This is a genomic window from Mesorhizobium sp. M1348 (assembly GCF_040317925.1).
GTDB lineage: Bacteria > Pseudomonadota > Alphaproteobacteria > Rhizobiales > Rhizobiaceae > Mesorhizobium.
Genome location: NZ_JAMYLH010000003.1, coordinates 87,986 through 103,531 on the forward strand (window position 1 = coordinate 87,986; position 15,546 = coordinate 103,531).

Sequence of the window (15,546 nt, forward strand, 5' to 3'; positions counted from 1 at the left end):
ACCTGCCGTGGCAGTCGGCGTATTTCATCCAGCTATTTTTGCGTCATTCCGCGGCAGCACCCGCCACGCCCTTGCGTGTGGCTTCCAGCATCCGCCGCCGCGCCCTGAACACGCCCCATTGCTGGTCGACCAGCACGCCGATGAGGATCACCCCGCCCATGACGGCGAAGTTGAGCGAGGACGGGATGCCGAGCAGGTTGACGAGGTTCTGCAACTCCTGCAGCAGCACCGTGCCGAGGAGGACGCCGATCAGCGAGCCTTCGCCGCCGCGCAGCGAGAAGCCGCCGAGCACCGCTGCCGCGATGGCGTAGAGCTCATAGAACTGACCGTGGCTCGCCGGCGAGATCGAGCGTGTGTACATGGCGAAATAGATAGCCGACAGCGCCGTCAGCACGCCGCAGATGACATAGGCGGCCATGACGATGCGGCCGGTACGGATGCCGGAATATTTCGCCGCTTCCTCGTTCTTGCCGATGGCATAGAGATAGCGCCCGAACACCGACCGGTGCAGCACCACCCACATGACGACGGCGATGACGATCAGCGCGATGAAACTGTTCGGCACGCCCCAGGACCGCCCCGCCGTCAGGAACTCGAGTTCCGGGAAGTTCTGTCCGAAGGCAAAGCCGGCGGTGCCGTCGGCGGTGTAGAAGCGCGCCACGCCGCGATAGATCAACAGGCCGCAGAGGGTGACGACAAACGGCTGCAACTTCAGCCGGGTGATCAGCCAGCCATGCATCAGGCCGATGATGGCGCCGAGCGCGATGATCAGCACGAAGGCCAGCGGCCACTCCATCTCCCGCACGGCGATGAAATCGATGAACAGCGTACCGAGTAGCGCAACCACCGAGCCGACTGACAATTCGATGCCGCCGGTGATGATGACGAAGGCCTGGCCGATCGACAGGATGCCGAACAGCCCGATCAGGTTCGAGGTGTTGGCGAGATTGATCGGCAGCAGGAAGCGCGGGTTGATGATCGCCACCACCGCGCCGACCACCAGGATCAGGATCAGCAGGCCGAGATCTTTCTTGCTCATCGTCTTCTCCCAATGCCTGCGAACTACTTCGGCTGCTTGCCGACCGCCAGCAGCAGCACGTTTTCCTGGCTGAACCGGTCCTTGTCGAGAATGCCGGAGATCTGGCCTTCATGCATGACGGCGATGCGGTCGGACACGCCGATCACCTCCTCCATGTCGCTTGAGATCATCAGCACGGCGACGCCGGCATCGGCCAGCGCCCGCATCAGTCCGTAGATCTCGGCCTTGGCGCCGATATCGATACCGCGCGTCGGCTCGTCGAGGATCATCACCTTCGGCTTCATCGCCAGCCATTTGGCCAGCACGACCTTTTGCTGGTTGCCGCCCGACAGCGTGCCGGTACGCGTCTGGACGGAGGGCGCCCTGATGCCGAGATCGGTCTTCTGCTTCTCGGCGGTGGCGGCCTCGGCGCTGGCCGAGACCAGCGAGCGCCGCGAATGCATTGGCAGATTGGGCAGCGAGATGTTCTGGGCAATCGACAGGTCGAGGAGGATGCCGGTCAGCTTGCGATCCTCGGGGACGAGGAAAATACCGTTGGCCACTGCATCCGCGGCCGAACCAAGAACCAGATCTTTTCCGTCAAGCTGGAACGAACCGCCAAAGCTCCTGTCGATGCCGAACAGGACGCGCGCCAGTTCCGTCCGGCCGGAGCCGACGAGGCCGGCCAGGCCAAGGATCTCGCCATGCCTGACATCGAGGTCGACGGGCCGATCAGGATAGGCGGCGGTGCGAATGGCCTTGACCGACAGCGCGACTGAGCCCGGCGGGCGCGCCGATTCTGCGGCCTTCTCGCGCTCCTTCAGCATGCGGCCGATCATCAGCTTGACCATCTGGTCGTGATTGATGGCGCTCTTCGGCAAGGTTCCGGCGAGCATTCCGTCCCTGAGGACGACGACGCGGTCGGCAACGCGCTCGACCTCGTGAAGGCGGTGCGAGATGAAAATGACACTGATGCCGTCTGCCTTCAGCGCCTTGATGACGCCGAGGAGCTTGTCTGTTTCGGCGATCGGCAGGCTGGACGTCGGTTCGTCGAGGATAACCAGTCTTGCCTCGATCGACAGCGCCTTGGCGATCTCGACCATTTGCTGCTGCGCCAGCGACAGCGCCGACACCGGCGTATCGGCCGAGAAATTGGCGCCCACGCGTTTGAGCAGCGGCGCCGCCTGCGCTCGCAGCCTGGCGCGGTCGACGAGCTTGAGCGGCCCGGCGCGCAGCGGTTCGCGGCCGAAGAAGATATTGGCGGCCACGTCGAGGTTTTCGAACAGGTTGAGTTCCTGGTGGACGAAAGCGATGCCCGAGCCGATGCTGGCCTCGACGGTCAGCCCGTCATGGGCGACGCCATCGACGGTGATGGTGCCGGTATCTGGCCTGGTGACGCCACCGAGGATCTTCATCAGCGTCGATTTGCCGGCGCCGTTTTCGCCGACCAGGCCGATGACTTCGCCGGGCCTTACGTCCATCGAGAATCCGTCTAGCGCGACGACGCCGGGATAGGTCTTGCGCACACCGTCGAGGCTCAGGAACGGAGCGTCCGTGGATGCAACGATGGATGGGTCGGAATAATTCATCACGCCTGACAGCAGCCGGTGAGCCGTTTGGCCTCAGACTGACGAGCCTCGCGAGGCACGTCAATAGAACGCCGGCTCAAGGCGAACCTTGAGCCGGCGCAACCTAATTCGCTCAGTTTCCAGACATCGCCTTGAGGCTGGCGGCGTAGGCGTCGACATCGTCCTTGCCGATGATCTTGGTCGGGATGATGATCAGTCCATCGGCCGGGACGCCCGACTTGTCGCCCTTGAGATAGGCGGCCATCAGCTTCATGCCCTGATAGGCCCACTCGAAGGGCTGCTGCACCACGGTGGCGGCAACGGTGCCTTCCTTGACGCCACCCAGCGTGATCGGATCGTCATCGAAGCCGACGACGGTGATCTGGCCAAGCTTGCCGGCATCGCGCAGCGCCTCATAGATGCGCGGCGTGTTGTAGGAATAGAAGCCGACCATGCAGGTGACGTCGGGGCTGGCGACCAGCGCGTCCTCGACATTCTTCTTGGCGCGGGCCTGATCGATGTCATCGCCGCGCACGTCGACCAGCTCGATCTTGGTACCGGCTAGCCCGTCCTTCATGCCCTGGATGCGCTCCTTGGCGTTGTCGGCGCCGAGCAGGCCGACGAAGCCGAGGCATTTGCCGCCGTCGGGCATCGCCTTCTTGGCGATCTCGGCCGCCTGCTTGCCGGCATCGACGTTGGACGAGCCGATATAGGCGACGCGCTTGGTCTGCGGGGCGTCACTGTCGGTGGTGAACAGCGCCGTTTCCGAAGCGATCTTGTTCAGGCCGTCGGTCGAGGTCTTGGGGTCGACCGCGGAGACCATGATGGCCTTGACGCCCGCCGTCACAAGATCGTCCATCAGCCGCTGCTGGATGGCGACCGACGACTGCTCAGGATATTTCAGTTCCAGATTGTAGTCGGGCAGTTCGCCCTGCGCTTTCTTGACGCCAGCTTCTGCCGCCTTCCAGAAGTCGGACGCGCCGTTGACGACGAAGGCCAATGTCGGCTTGTCGTCGGCCCGCGCAATTGCGCTGGCGGACAGGCCGAGCAGCAGGGCCGCAGCGGCGACGGACGCATTTCGTATCACAGATTTCATATTCAACCTCCCATTTGACTCAGTAATTTTCGCTGATGATGAACTTGCCGGCGCGGCTTGGACGCCCTCCTCCTCAAGGGTTTCCGGCAGCGAAGAACGACGCAATTCCAGCCGCGATCGTCGACTTTAGAGACTCATTCGTCGTTCGTAAATAGTCCGATTTGTCTGACATTTCCCCGAAGCGGCAGGCGAGCTCCGGCTGACGGGAACCGTCCGATACCAGGCTGGCTTGCGTTCCGAACATGCGCGGTCCGATGTCGTCCGGGCATGATGGATTGACGTTATAGGGATGCCAGATATTAGTAAAGAGTATTAGTTTGGTCGGGATTCTCGTCACAAAGGAGAGCGGCCTCCCCAGTCGCTACCGTTTCGGATCGGGGACTAAATCGCCTAAGAGGGTCGATTATATCTATTAGTAGCGCTTTGCCTTATAAATGCGAGATTCGAGGGACCAATGATATGAACGAACCACTGCGTGATCCCGTCCTTGAGGGTACCAGGCGGCGCAAGCTGCCCGGGAAAAACCCCAAGGGCCGCGTTACCATGACCGACATCGCCAGGGCCGCAGGCTGTTCGCAGGCGACGGTTTCGTTCGTGCTCAACAACACGCCGGGCATCAGGCTGTCGCAGCAAACCCGAGAGCGGGTGATCGAGACCGCGCGAACGCTGGGCTATTCGCCGCCGGTGTTTTCTGCCTTGCGAGCCCCGGTTGCCGCATTCGACGGGCTGGATGGCGTGATCGGCTTCGCCGTCGACCAGTTGGCGACCAGCCCGGAGGCGGTCGTCGCCATTGAAGGGGCGCGGCAAGCCTCGTGGAACGCCGGCAATGTGCTGCTGGTGGCGCAGACCATGGGCGACGAGGTGATGGAGCCCCGCGCCATCGCGGCGCTGACCAAGCGGGGCATTTCGGCGCTGATCTACATGACCATCTTCACCCGCGAGATCGTCGCGCCGGATTATCTCTACGGCCTCGACATTCCGGTCATCCTGCTCAACTGCTACACCGCCGACTATGCCTTCCCCGCCGTGGTGCCAAGCGAGATCGCCGGCGGGCAGAGCTCGACCCGGCACCTGATCAGCCATGGCCATCGCCGTATCGCCACCATCACCGGCGAGCCCTGGATGCAGGCGGCGCAGGACCGGTTGAAGGGTTACCGCCGGGCGCTGGCGACAGCCGACATCCCGTTCGACCCGGCGCTGGTCGTCGAAGGCGATTGGTCGGCGAGCGCCGGCTATGCCGCGACCGTCAAGCTCTTGGGGCTGAAGGACCGGCCGACCGCCATCTTCTGCCAGAACGATCGCACCGCGATCGGCTGCTACGAGGCGCTGAAGGAGGCCGGCCTGCACATCCCCCAGGATATTTCGGTGGTCGGTTATGACGACGAGGAGATCGCGCGGCATCTGTTCCCGCCGCTGACGACGTCGATCCTGCCGCATATGGCGATGGGGCAATGGGCGATCGAGCAGCTGGAAGTCCCCGCCCCACCCGGTCGCGGCCGCTATCCCATCACGAAGCTCGAATGTCCGCTGGTGGAGCGGGAGTCGGTTGGCGCTGTGGCGGGCTGACGCGAGGCGGCGGGATAGCTGGCGAGCCGCAATGGCACTGGCTTGACAGCGCGCCCGGCATAGGCCCGATTGAATCCATGAGATTGCAAAGCTGCTATAATTTTCAGGACTTTCGCCGGCTGGCAAAACAGCGCCTGCCAGGCCCGATCTTCAACTATATCGATGGCGGCGCGGACGACGAGACGACGCTGCGGCGCAACACGGCGGCGTTCGAGGACTGCGATCTCGTCCCCAACGTCCTTGCCGGCGTCGGACAGGTCGACATGTCGGTCACCGTCATGGGCCAGAAGCTGGCGATGCCGGTCTATTGTTCGCCGACGGCTCTCCAGCGGCTGTTTCACCATAGCGGCGAGCGCGCCGTCGCCGCGGCGGCGGAGAAGTTCGGCACGATGTTCGGCGTCTCGTCGCTTGGCACAGTCAGCCTGGAGGAAGTCCGCAAGCACAGGACGCCGCAGGTCTATCAGTTCTATTTCCATAAGGATCGCGGCCTGAACCGCGCCATGATGGAGCGCGCCAAGGCGTCCGGCGTCGAGGTGATGATGCTGACCGTCGACAGCGTCACCGGCGGAAACCGCGAGCGTGACCTGCGGACCGGCTTTTCAATCCCCTTTCGGCTTACGCTCGGCGGGATGATGCAGTTCGCGATCAAGCCGAGATGGGCTATCGACTATTTGACGCACGAAAAGTTCAGCCTGCCGCAGTTGGACGGCCATATCGATCTCGGTGGCGGAGCGCTTTCCATCAGCCGCTATTTCACCGAGATCCTCGATCCATCGCTGGATTGGAAGGACGTCGAAGACATGGTCCGCTTCTGGAACGGCCAGTTTTGCCTGAAGGGGATCATGAGCGTCGCCGATGCCAGAAAGGCCGTCGACATCGGCTGCACCGGCATCGTTCTGTCAAATCATGGCGGCAGGCAGCTGGACGGCTCGCGCAGTCCCTTCGACCAGCTGTCGGAGATCGTCGACGCGGTGGGCGACAAGATAGACGTGATCATCGACAGCGGCGTCCAGCGCGGCACGCATGTGCTGAAAGCCCTGTCGTTGGGTGCCAAGGCCGTCGGTGTCGGGCGCTACTATCTCTTCCCGCTGGCAGCCGCCGGACAGGCCGGCGTCGAACGGGCACTCGGCCTGATGCGAACCGAGATCGAACGCGACATGCGGCTGATGGGATGCAGGTCGGTGGCAGAGCTTTCCAGGGGGAATGTGCGGTTTAGGTGAGGCAGCCGGGAAGTGGCGCACGGCATAAGCTTTTCGAAGTGCGAACCTATACCGACCTGCCGCTGCTCCTGCCGTCCGTTTCGAAGACGGCCTCGCCGGAAACAGCATCCGTATATCCGCCCTCAAGCCGCTGCAACGCATGCCGGAACCGATCAAGATTGCCTAGCATTTTGGGCCTGGCATCGACCATGTGCTGGAAAGTGTCCCACTCTCCAATCGAGAAGAAGGCGCCGTCTCCCGATTTGATGAGAGCCATTTTTCGCAATCCCTCGAAATTGCGCGGAGCGCTGCTGAACAGTTCGACGAATTCGTCTTCACTACCCGGCTTGACCTGGAAGCGGACGCTGTTGAATGCCGTCATGTACGTTCCCCCGTGAAAGACCTGAAGAAGCTCGAATATGCGAAAGCCCTAAGGCACTCAAACCCTTCGAACACGTGTACAGGAAAATCGGAAGGTTGGCTTCAGTCACCTCCGGCCGAATGCCCCGTTTCTGGCGCTATTTTGCCAGGAAGAGGACGACGCTCGATCTCAATCGGTACGCCCTTGCGACCGGCAATGAAACGCGCTGTTAACGCCGTTCGCGGGTGACAGGATGTTGGCCGCAGTTCGAAGGTATAATCTGCGTCTCGCTGTCAGTTGCGGAGGCGAAAATGAACTTGCTTCGGATTGCGCTCTTGTGCACGGCCATGATCGACCTTGGAATGCCGGCCGTTCGCGCTGAGGATCGGCCTGTGCCGCCGAACAATAAAGCCGCAACAGCGCAGCCGCCCGTTCATTGTGAAGGCCAAAATTGTCTCCCGCCGGCGAACGATCCCGTGCAGGAATGCACCGGCCAGAATTGCACGCCAGCTCCGCCGACTGAACCGGGTCCGGAGATTAAGCAGGCCGACTGAGCAGCATCGGCTGACGATCCCCTTTTTGGCAGGGATGGCGCTCAGCCCTCGCGACCTTCCGGCTACCGGTCACGGTCATAGTCGGACGGCTATGAGCTCACCGCGCCCGAGAGGCCCCATGAGGCGGGCCGTGCATTGGATTGATGGCGCGCCCGAAGAGATTCGAACTCCTGACCCCCAGATTCGTAGTCTGGTGCTCTATCCAGCTGAGCTACGGGCGCGCAACAGGCCATGCTTTGCATAGCCCCGCAATCCGATCCTGGCGACCGGCCGCGAATGTGAGCTGTTCCCTAGCGACTGAATTTGCGAAAAGCAAGCCGATCCTGGCCAAAAGTTTTGCCGCCACGTTTTGCCGTCACGCGCCCGCCGGCGAAGGCGAGCTCACGCCACACGGCGGCCGAGCCGATGGCTCGTAGTCTCGGACCAACCATTTGCGAATTGAAACGGCCCGTAACGAAACGGTTCGTTACGCCGGGCGGCGCAGACCGTTGCGGGCCTGGTCGAGCCGGACCGGCTGGTCGGGAATGGTGACCGCGAATGTGGTGCGGCCGCCGATGCTTTCGACCAGCTCCACCGTGCCGCCATGGGCGCGGATCAATTCATGGGCGATCGCCAGGCCAAGGCCGGTGCCGCCGCTGCGGGCCGAGCCGCGAAATGCCGCGAACAGGTTTTCGCGCGCTTTTGGCGGCAGGCCGGGGCCGGTGTCGGTGACGACGATGCGGCTGACGCTGCCGATGCGCTCGGCCGATATGGTCAGGCGGCGCACCACGGCGCTCTCGGTGTCCGCCGCCATCGCCTGCACGGCGTTTCGGCTAAGATTGGTGAGCACGCGGAACAGCTGGTCGGAATCGGCGTCGACCTCGAGCACCGGATCGATGGCGTTGACGAATTCGATGCCGCATTCGATGTCGAGCAGGCCTTGGACGTCTTCGACCAGCTGGCGCAGCCGCAGCCTGCGGCGCGACGGCGGCGGCTCCTGGGTGCGGCCATAGGCAAGCACGCCCTCCGAATAGGACACGGCGCGGTCGAGCGCGCGCAGCAGTTTTGGCGCGAAGGCCTGCACAGTCGGGTCCTTGACCTGGCGCAGGCGGTCCGACATCAGCTGCGCCGAGGCAAGGATGTTGCGCATGTCGTGGTTGATCTTCGACACGGCCAGGCCGAGATCGGCCAGGTGCTTCTGCTCGGTCAGCATCTTTTGCAGCCGCTCCTGCATCTGCGACAGCTCGCGTTCGGCGACGCCGATCTCGTCGCCCCGCGCGGCGGGGTGAATGATGCGGCCGGGGTCGTCGGGCGCCTCGGAAAAGGACAGCATCGAACGTGTCATCGTCCTGATCGGGCCGATCATGATCAGGTCTATCGCGGCGTAGACCAGCATGGCGGTGAACAGCGAGATCAGCAGCGAGACGAAGGCGACGTTGCGCGAATAGATCAGCATGGCATTGCGCAGGCGGTGGTCGGGCATGATCAGCTCGAATTCCTTGTCGCTGTCGCCGACCGGCCCGAAGACGCGCAGCATCCGCTTGCCGCCGAAAAACAGCGTGTCCAGCGCGCCGGTCATGCCCTTGATCATGCCGACATTGGCGATATCGATATGATCGTCGACCTGCGGCGGCATTTCGGCCACGACCAGAAGCCGCGAGACGCCGCCGTCGCGCACCGCGATCGCCTTGGCGCCGATCGCCATCAGCACGTCGTTCTGGGCGGCACGCGACAGCGAGGCAGGTTCGCCCTGCACCAGGACGATTGAAACCGCGGCGGCCGTGCTCAGCCTTTCCTTCAGCCAGCTCAGCCTGTAGCTGGCGATCCAGGGCACGAAGATGAGGATTTCGGCCAAGAGCACGAAGACGATGGTGAGCAGCAGCAACTTGGTCGACAGGCCGCGCGCCAGCGGCACCCTGCGGGTGGCCGCCTTCGCCTGGGCGATGCTCTCGTCGGTTGCTGGGACTTCACTCATGCTCGTCGTCACGGCTGCCTGTCATCACGGCTGCTTGTCTTAAGGACTGCTCGTCTTCACGATCGCTTGATCGGGTGAGATTAGGCGATTGCGGCTTTTTTGCCAAATTCATCCTTTGGTCGAAGCCGGACAAAGGGCCGCAAGACTTCCCTGCCAGCCCGGCAACACCGGCCCGACGCGCTGGATTGACTTCCAAAACCCTTCTTTCTATAAGCCCGCTCACGCTCGGGCCATTCGTCCCGGCGCGGTTTCGATCGCGCCAAAACCGGCCCGGCAAAGCTCCTGTTACAAAGTGACAGAATCAAGAAGGGCCGCACCCCGCGGTATTTAAACAAATGAAGCGTACTTACCAGCCGTCCAAACTCGTCCGCAAACGCAGGCACGGTTTCCGCGCCCGCATGGCCACCAAAGGTGGCCGCGGCGTCGTCGCAGCCCGCCGCAACCGCGGCCGCAAGCGTCTCAGCGCCTGAGCACCAAGCGAGAGACAAGATCGTTGCCCGCAACCGGCAAGCCAACGGGTGCCCATCCCAAGCGGCTTCTGAAGCGCGCGGAATTCCTGGCCGTCCGCCGTGGTGAGAAGCGCCGCGGGCGGCTTTTCCTCGTCGAGGTTCTGGGCCGCGGCGACAGCGAAGCGCCGCGCGTCGGCTATACCGTCACCAGGAAGGTCGGCAACGCCGTCGTTCGCAACCGCATCCGGCGGCGGCTGAGAGAGGCCGTGCGCACGCATGCCGCGGATGACATGGCGCCAGGCAATGATTATGTCATCGTCGGGCGCGAAGACGTGCTTACCACTCCGTTCGGCCAGTTGAAGGCCGAACTCTCCCGCAGATTGCGTGGAACACGATAGGCCAAGGGCTTCGATGGAAAACAACCGCAACTTCTTCATCACCATCGCACTGTCGGTGCTGATCCTGGCGCTTTGGCAATATTTCTATGTGATGCCGCGCAGTGAGATGCAGCGCGAAGCCGCCCGCATCGAAGAGCAGCGCGTGGCGGAGCAGAAGAAGGCCGCCCAAGGCACCAGCCCGGGCGCCAGCGAAACACCGGTGCAGCCGGGCGCCATTCCGAACGCGCCTGGCGGCGACGCGGTGACGCCGGCCGGCCGCGACCAGGCGATTGCCTCGACCAGCCGCGTCAAGATCGACACGCCGAGCCTCGAAGGCTCGATCAACCTCACCGGCGCGCGCCTCGACGACCTCCGGCTCAAGCACTACAGGGAGACGGTCGACAAGACCTCGCCCGAGATCGCGTTGCTCAACCCGGCGTCTCTGCCGAACGGCTATTTCGCCGAGATCGGCTTTTCCGGCACGCCGAATGTCGGCACGCTGCCCGGCCCCGACACCGTCTGGCAGACCGACGGCAAGGCGACGCTGACACCGGCGACGCCGGTCACGCTGACCTTCACCAACGACAAGGGCCTGACCTTCAAGCGCACCTTCTCCGTCGACAGCCAATATATGTTCACCGTGTCCGACACGGTTCAGAACGGCGGCTCGGCGCCGGCGACGTTGTCGAACTATGGCCGCGTTACGCGTTTCGACAAGCCGGCTATCGCCAGCACCTATGTGCTGCACGAGGGCCTGATCGGCGTTACCGGAAGCGAGGGCCTGCAGGAATACAAATACTCCAGCGTCGAATCTGACAAGGAATACAAGCCAGGCAAGTCGACCGACGGCTGGCTGGGCATCACCGATAAGTATTGGGCGGTGACCCTCGTGCCGCCTAGCGGCCGCGAATTTCAGCCCAAATTCTCTTATTTCGAGTTCAAAAGCGGGCCCCATCCGCACAGCTACCAGTCCGATTTCCTGTCCGATCCTGTCACGGTCGCTCCCGGGCAATCGACGACCGTGGAGTCGGAGATATTCGCCGGCGCCAAGGAAGTTTCGACGATCAACGCTTATGAAAAGGACCGTCATATTCGCCAGTTCGATCTTCTGATCGACTGGGGCTGGTTCTATTTCATCACCAAGCCGATGTTCTGGCTGATCGACACGCTTTACAAATTCTTCGGCAATTTCGGTCTGGCGATCCTCGCCACCACCGTCATCGTCAAGGCGCTGTTCTTCCCGCTCGCCAACAAGTCCTATGCGTCGATGGCGAACATGAAGAAGGTGCAGCCCAAGATGCTCGAGATCCGCGAGAAATACGCGGACGACAAGATGAAGCAGCAGCAGGCGATGATGGAGCTCTACAAGACCGAGAAGATCAATCCGCTCGCCGGCTGCTGGCCGGTGGCGTTGCAGATCCCGGTGTTCTTCTCGCTCTACAAGGTGCTCTACATCACCATCGAGATGCGGCACGCGCCGTTCTTCGGCTGGATCCAGGATCTGGCGGCGCCGGACCCGACATCGATCTTCAACCTCTTCGGGCTGATCCCGGTCACCTTGCCGCACATGCTGATGATCGGCGTCTGGCCGCTGATCATGGGCGTGACGATGTTCCTGCAGATGCGCATGAACCCGACGCCGCCGGACCCGACGCAGGCTGCGATCTTCACCTGGATGCCCGTGATCTTCACCTTCATGATGGCGGGTTTTCCGGCCGGCCTCGTCATCTACTGGGCCTGGAACAACACGCTGTCGATCCTCCAGCAGGGCGTGATCATGAAGCGGCAAGGCGCCAAGATCGAATTGTGGGACAATCTGGTCGCGCTGTTCCGCAAGAAACCGTCGCCGGCGGAATAGCCGGCGCTCCGATGATGCGAAACCCAAAAGCCCCGGTTCGTCCGGGGCTTTTTGCACAAGTTGCCGGCCTGGATTAAGCGATTGGTACTGCCGGACGGATCGCGCTATTTTGACCTGGCTGGCAGTTGCCCGATGGAGCTCGATATGACCGGACCCAATCCATCGATCAAGCATCCGATCCCGTTGCACACGCGCGTCGGCTTTCTGAAACCGCTGGTGACGGCGCCGAATATCGAGATCGGCGACTTCACCTATTATGACGACCCTGACGGACCCGACAAATTCGCCGAAAAATGCGTGCTGCATCATTATCCGTTCATCGGCGACAGGCTGGTCATCGGCAGGTTCTGCGCCATTGCCGAGGGTGCGCGCTTCATCATGAACGGCGCCAATCACGCCATGTCCGGCTTTTCGACCTATCCGTTCAACATCTTTGGCCACGGCTGGGAGGAAGGTTTCGACCCGGCGACATCGTCTAAAGAGGTGCGTGGCGACACAATCGTCGGCAATGACGTCTGGATCGGCATGGAAGCGGTGATGCTGCCGGGCGTGAAGATCGGCGACGGCGCCATCGTCGCGGCAAAGTCGGTGGTGACGCACGATGTGCCGGCCTATGCGATCGTCGCCGGCAATCCTGCCAAGGTGGTGAAGATGCGCTTCGACGAAAGGACCATCCGGCGGCTGCTGGCGCTGGCGTGGTGGCACTGGCCGGTGGAAAAGATCAGCCGCAATCTCGATGCCATTCGTGGCAGCAACATTTTTCTTCTGGAGGCAGCGGTTTGAACGCGTTGAACAAGACCACGATCGGCATCGAATTGTTCACGCGAGCCTGGATCTTCATCCGCGGCGTGCCGGCAATGAAATTCCTGCCGCCGGAGGGTCCACCCGAGATCGCCTTTGCCGGCCGCTCCAATGTCGGCAAATCGTCGCTGATCAACGCGCTGGTCAACCAGAAGGGGCTGGCGCGCACCTCCAACACGCCGGGCCGGACGCAAGAGCTCAACTATTTCGTGCCGGGCGGATTTTCGGGAGAAGGCGCCGATCTGCCGCCGATGGCCCTGGTCGACATGCCGGGCTATGGCTACGCCACGGCGCCGAAGGAAAAGGTCGACGAGTGGACGAAGCTCGTGTTCGACTATCTCAAGGGCCGGGTGACGCTGAAGCGCGTCTACGTGCTGATCGATGCCCGTCATGGCATCAAGGCCAAGGACGACGAGGTGCTGTCGCTGCTCGACAAGGCGGCGGTGTCGTATCAGATCGTGCTGACCAAGACCGACAAGATCAAGGCGGCGGGGATACCGCAGCTGATCGAGGAAACGCTGGCGAAAATCAAGAAACGCCCGGCGGCCTTTCCCTTCGTGCTCGCCACGTCGTCGGAAAAGAGCGAGGGCCTCGAGGAATTGCGTGCGGCGATCGTGCTCGCCGCCAATGGCGGATAGGCAACGGACTCCGACGGCTGGTCAGGCGGGGCTGGAGGCCCGTTCCTGCTCTGCAAGCTGTTCGGTGCCGTAGGCCTTCAGGAACACGTCGACGCCCGACCTGACGATATGTTCGATCTCGGCCGCACTTGGCGCCTTGGTGCGATAGGCGAATATGCACTGGCGGAAAAGACCGGCCAGGCACAGCTCGGTGAACTGATAGGCGGCAAGCTCGACATCGTCGATCTTCAGCAGGCCGCGTTCGATAGCCATGTTGAGGAAAACGACAACCCTGTCATGGCCGCGCTTCGGCCCGCGTTCGTAAAATCGCGCGCCAAGCTCCGGAATGCGTTCCGACGCGCCGATCACCGTCCGCTGCGCCAGGATGACCCTGGCCGAGGTGATCTTCATGGACAGCACGATGCCGAACTTCACCAGCGTCTGGCGAAGGTCGCCTATCTGGTCCAGCACTTCGTACATGTTCTTGAAGATCGTGCCGCGTTCTTCCTCGATCAGTGCTTCGAACAGCTCTTCCTTGTTGGCGAAGTAGACATAGATGGTGCCCTTGGACACGCCGGCCTCGCGGGTAATGTCGTTCATCGACGCGGCTTCGAAGCCCTTGTCGATGAAGACACGGCGCGCACCCTCGATGATCTGGCTGCGCTTGACCGGGTCTTGCCCCGCGGCCGGGCGGCCGCGCGGCAGACTGTCCAGCAGATCGCACTGGTCCTTGCCAGCGCTGGACAATGGGCCTGACTCAGGCAAAGGAGCGGCCTTGGGGGCTTCGGCCATAATGTCACACCTCGTAAAATAATTCGAACCATCCGGTTCGATTGCTCTTGATATGGGCCTCTTTAAGCGCTAAGTCAACGCCGAGATCGAACCGAACGGTTCAGTCTGATGAAGTTCAGCGCCAGTTAATTTAGAGAGATATCATGTCCTCGAACGCGCCCACCAGTGCCGAAGTCCGCCCTTTCCCCAGTGCCAAGGTCCAACCTGCGATCGAAGCGCCGGAAGCCCCCGTCAAACCCGCCGACGTCACCCCGCTGGCGCCCGCCAAGAAGAAGCGCTCGATGCGCTCCCTGTTGTTGCCCATCATCGGCCTGGCCCTGCTGGGCGCCGGCGCCTGGTATGGCTATGATTATTGGACCGACGGGCGCTTCATGATCACGACCGACGACGCCTATGTCCAGGCCGACACGGCGTTCATCTCGCCAAAAATCTCGGGCTATGTCGATCAGGTCAAAGTGACCGAGAACCAGCAGGTGAAGGCCGGCGACCCGCTGCTAATCGTCGATGACGGTGACTACAAGATAGCCGTTGCCCAGGCCGAGGCGCAGATCGCCACGTTGAGCAAGACGCTCGACCGCATCGATGCCCAGACCGAGGCGGCGCGCGCCTCGCTCAAGCAGGCGCAGGCGCAGAAGACCGCCGACCAGGCCGCGGCCGACAATGCGAAGCGGGCTCAGGTTCGTGCCGCCCAGCTGCTCAAGACCCGCGTCGGCACCCAGGCCCAGTTGGACGATGCCCAGACGGCGGTCGAGCAAGCCAATGCCGCACTAGCCGGCGCCGACGCACAGATCGCGGCGGCTCAGGCCAATATCGGCGTGCTCCAGGCGCAGCGCGCGGAATCGGCCAGCACGCTGGCCTCGCTGCAGCTTGCCCACGACAAGGCGGTGCGGGACCTGTCCTTCACCGTGTTGCGCGCACCCTATGACGGCGTGGTCGGCAACCGCTCGGTCGAGCAGGGCGACCTGATCAGCCCCGGACAGAAGCTCGCCGTCATCGTGCCAATGGACAAGCTCTATATCGTCGCCAACTTCAAGGAGACCCAGCTTGCCCGGCTGGTGCCTGGTGAAAAGGTCAGTGTGTCGGTCGACGCGATCGACGGCCAGGACTTCGAGGGTACCGTGTCGTCGCTGGCCCCGGCTTCGGGAGCAGTGTTCTCGCTGCTGCCGCCGGAAAACGCCACAGGCAATTTCACCAAGGTGGTGCAGCGCGTTCCGGTTCGTGTCGACGTGCCCGCGGATGTGCTGAAGACGGGCAGGCTGCGCGCCGGCCTGAGCGTCGTCGTCGCCGTCGACAGCCGTACGGCGCCTTCGGCATCGAAGTAAAGCGGAACCGGGAG

At 62.7% G+C, this 15,546-nt stretch carries 14 protein-coding genes and 1 tRNA gene; 8 read left to right on the forward strand and 7 right to left on the reverse strand.

The window, feature by feature from the left end:
• Positions 1 to 43 precede the first annotated feature (43 nt).
• The 3 genes from NKH13_RS07430 to NKH13_RS07440 all read right to left on the reverse strand — a co-directional run bounded on the left by NKH13_RS07430 (position 44) and on the right by NKH13_RS07440 (position 3,682).
• On the reverse strand, positions 44 to 1,039 hold the full coding sequence (locus tag NKH13_RS07430; protein ID WP_352490501.1) for an ABC transporter permease: 996 nt from the start codon (positions 1,037 to 1,039) through the stop codon (positions 44 to 46).
• Positions 1,040 to 1,062: 23 nt separating this feature from the next.
• Positions 1,063 to 2,607 (reverse strand): sugar ABC transporter ATP-binding protein, encoded by a 1,545-nt coding sequence (locus NKH13_RS07435; RefSeq protein WP_352717152.1) that lies wholly within the window; start codon positions 2,605 to 2,607, stop codon positions 1,063 to 1,065.
• A gap of 112 nt (positions 2,608 to 2,719) precedes the next feature.
• Positions 2,720 to 3,682, reverse strand: a complete 963-nt coding sequence (locus NKH13_RS07440) for a sugar-binding protein (RefSeq protein WP_352911765.1) — start codon at positions 3,680 to 3,682, stop codon at positions 2,720 to 2,722.
• A 543-nt stretch (positions 3,683 to 4,225) separates the two neighbouring features.
• Between NKH13_RS07440 and NKH13_RS07445 the strand changes: the two genes are divergently transcribed.
• Together NKH13_RS07445 and NKH13_RS07450 are read left to right on the forward strand one after the other, a co-directional pair.
• Positions 4,226 to 5,248 (forward strand): LacI family DNA-binding transcriptional regulator, encoded by a 1,023-nt coding sequence (locus NKH13_RS07445; protein WP_352912207.1) that lies wholly within the window; start codon positions 4,226 to 4,228, stop codon positions 5,246 to 5,248.
• A gap of 77 nt (positions 5,249 to 5,325) precedes the next feature.
• On the forward strand, positions 5,326 to 6,468 hold the full coding sequence (locus tag NKH13_RS07450) for an alpha-hydroxy acid oxidase (RefSeq protein WP_352717149.1): 1,143 nt from the start codon (positions 5,326 to 5,328) through the stop codon (positions 6,466 to 6,468).
• A 46-nt stretch (positions 6,469 to 6,514) separates the two neighbouring features.
• Here the strand turns inward: NKH13_RS07450 and NKH13_RS07455 are convergent, their stop codons facing one another.
• From NKH13_RS07455 to NKH13_RS07465, 3 genes are all read right to left on the reverse strand, one after another.
• Positions 6,515 to 6,829, reverse strand: a complete 315-nt coding sequence (locus NKH13_RS07455) for an antibiotic biosynthesis monooxygenase family protein (protein ID WP_352717147.1) — start codon at positions 6,827 to 6,829, stop codon at positions 6,515 to 6,517.
• 677 nt (positions 6,830 to 7,506) lie between these two features.
• Positions 7,507 to 7,583 (reverse strand) — tRNA-Arg (locus tag NKH13_RS07460).
• 245 nt (positions 7,584 to 7,828) lie between these two features.
• Positions 7,829 to 9,316, reverse strand: a complete 1,488-nt coding sequence (locus tag NKH13_RS07465) for an ATP-binding protein (protein WP_352717145.1) — start codon at positions 9,314 to 9,316, stop codon at positions 7,829 to 7,831.
• A gap of 335 nt (positions 9,317 to 9,651) precedes the next feature.
• Here NKH13_RS07465 and rpmH point away from each other — a divergent pair, with 335 nt between their 5' ends.
• The 5 genes from rpmH to yihA all read left to right on the forward strand — a co-directional run bounded on the left by rpmH (position 9,652) and on the right by yihA (position 13,439).
• Positions 9,652 to 9,786 (forward strand): 50S ribosomal protein L34, encoded by a 135-nt coding sequence (gene rpmH / locus NKH13_RS07470; RefSeq protein ID WP_008833937.1) that lies wholly within the window; start codon positions 9,652 to 9,654, stop codon positions 9,784 to 9,786.
• 23 nt (positions 9,787 to 9,809) lie between these two features.
• Positions 9,810 to 10,163, forward strand: a complete 354-nt coding sequence (gene rnpA, locus NKH13_RS07475) for a ribonuclease P protein component (RefSeq protein WP_352539960.1) — start codon at positions 9,810 to 9,812, stop codon at positions 10,161 to 10,163.
• A gap of 13 nt (positions 10,164 to 10,176) precedes the next feature.
• Positions 10,177 to 12,000, forward strand: a complete 1,824-nt coding sequence (gene yidC, locus NKH13_RS07480) for a membrane protein insertase YidC (RefSeq protein WP_352717144.1) — start codon at positions 10,177 to 10,179, stop codon at positions 11,998 to 12,000.
• Positions 12,001 to 12,144: 144 nt separating this feature from the next.
• The gene (locus tag NKH13_RS07485) at positions 12,145 to 12,783 is read left to right on the forward strand and encodes a CatB-related O-acetyltransferase (RefSeq protein ID WP_352717142.1); all 639 of its coding nucleotides are present in this window, start codon (positions 12,145 to 12,147) and stop codon (positions 12,781 to 12,783) included.
• Positions 12,780 to 13,439, forward strand: coding sequence for a ribosome biogenesis GTP-binding protein YihA/YsxC (gene yihA / locus NKH13_RS07490; RefSeq protein ID WP_352717141.1), 660 nt, complete (start codon positions 12,780 to 12,782; stop codon positions 13,437 to 13,439). The genes NKH13_RS07485 and yihA overlap by 4 nt, the downstream gene beginning before the upstream one ends.
• A 21-nt stretch (positions 13,440 to 13,460) precedes the next feature.
• On the opposite strand, the gene NKH13_RS07495 is transcribed toward yihA, so the two are convergent.
• Positions 13,461 to 14,210 carry a TetR/AcrR family transcriptional regulator gene (locus tag NKH13_RS07495; protein ID WP_352911771.1) on the reverse strand — a complete coding sequence of 250 codons (750 nt, stop codon included), beginning with the start codon at positions 14,208 to 14,210 and terminating at the stop codon, positions 13,461 to 13,463.
• A 143-nt stretch (positions 14,211 to 14,353) separates the two neighbouring features.
• On the opposite strand from NKH13_RS07495, the gene NKH13_RS07500 reads away from it, so the two are divergent.
• The gene (locus tag NKH13_RS07500; protein ID WP_352911773.1) at positions 14,354 to 15,532 is read left to right on the forward strand and encodes an HlyD family secretion protein; all 1,179 of its coding nucleotides are present in this window, start codon (positions 14,354 to 14,356) and stop codon (positions 15,530 to 15,532) included.
• Positions 15,533 to 15,546: the final 14 nt, after the last annotated feature.

What these genes read in the sequence shown, in the direction of transcription:
- NKH13_RS07500 (WP_352911773.1), top strand. Translation starts at nt 14,354, where the DNA reads ATGTCCTCGAACGCGCCCACCAGTGCCGAAGTCCGCCCTTTCCCCAGT.
- NKH13_RS07465 (WP_352717145.1), bottom strand. Translation starts at nt 9,316, where the DNA reads ATGAGTGAAGTCCCAGCAACCGACGAGAGCATCGCCCAGGCGAAGGCG.
- NKH13_RS07445 (WP_352912207.1), top strand. Translation starts at nt 4,226, where the DNA reads ATGACCGACATCGCCAGGGCCGCAGGCTGTTCGCAGGCGACGGTTTCG.
- NKH13_RS07495 (WP_352911771.1), bottom strand. Translation starts at nt 14,210, where the DNA reads ATGGCCGAAGCCCCCAAGGCCGCTCCTTTGCCTGAGTCAGGCCCATTG.
- NKH13_RS07455 (WP_352717147.1), bottom strand. Translation starts at nt 6,829, where the DNA reads ATGACGGCATTCAACAGCGTCCGCTTCCAGGTCAAGCCGGGTAGTGAA.
- NKH13_RS07485 (WP_352717142.1), top strand. Translation starts at nt 12,145, where the DNA reads ATGACCGGACCCAATCCATCGATCAAGCATCCGATCCCGTTGCACACG.
- NKH13_RS07430 (WP_352490501.1), bottom strand. Translation starts at nt 1,039, where the DNA reads ATGAGCAAGAAAGATCTCGGCCTGCTGATCCTGATCCTGGTGGTCGGC.
- NKH13_RS07440 (WP_352911765.1), bottom strand. Translation starts at nt 3,682, where the DNA reads ATGAAATCTGTGATACGAAATGCGTCCGTCGCCGCTGCGGCCCTGCTG.
- NKH13_RS07435 (WP_352717152.1), bottom strand. Translation starts at nt 2,607, where the DNA reads ATGAATTATTCCGACCCATCCATCGTTGCATCCACGGACGCTCCGTTC.
- NKH13_RS07450 (WP_352717149.1), top strand. Translation starts at nt 5,326, where the DNA reads ATGAGATTGCAAAGCTGCTATAATTTTCAGGACTTTCGCCGGCTGGCA.
- rpmH (WP_008833937.1), top strand. Translation starts at nt 9,652, where the DNA reads ATGAAGCGTACTTACCAGCCGTCCAAACTCGTCCGCAAACGCAGGCAC.
- yidC (WP_352717144.1), top strand. Translation starts at nt 10,177, where the DNA reads ATGGAAAACAACCGCAACTTCTTCATCACCATCGCACTGTCGGTGCTG.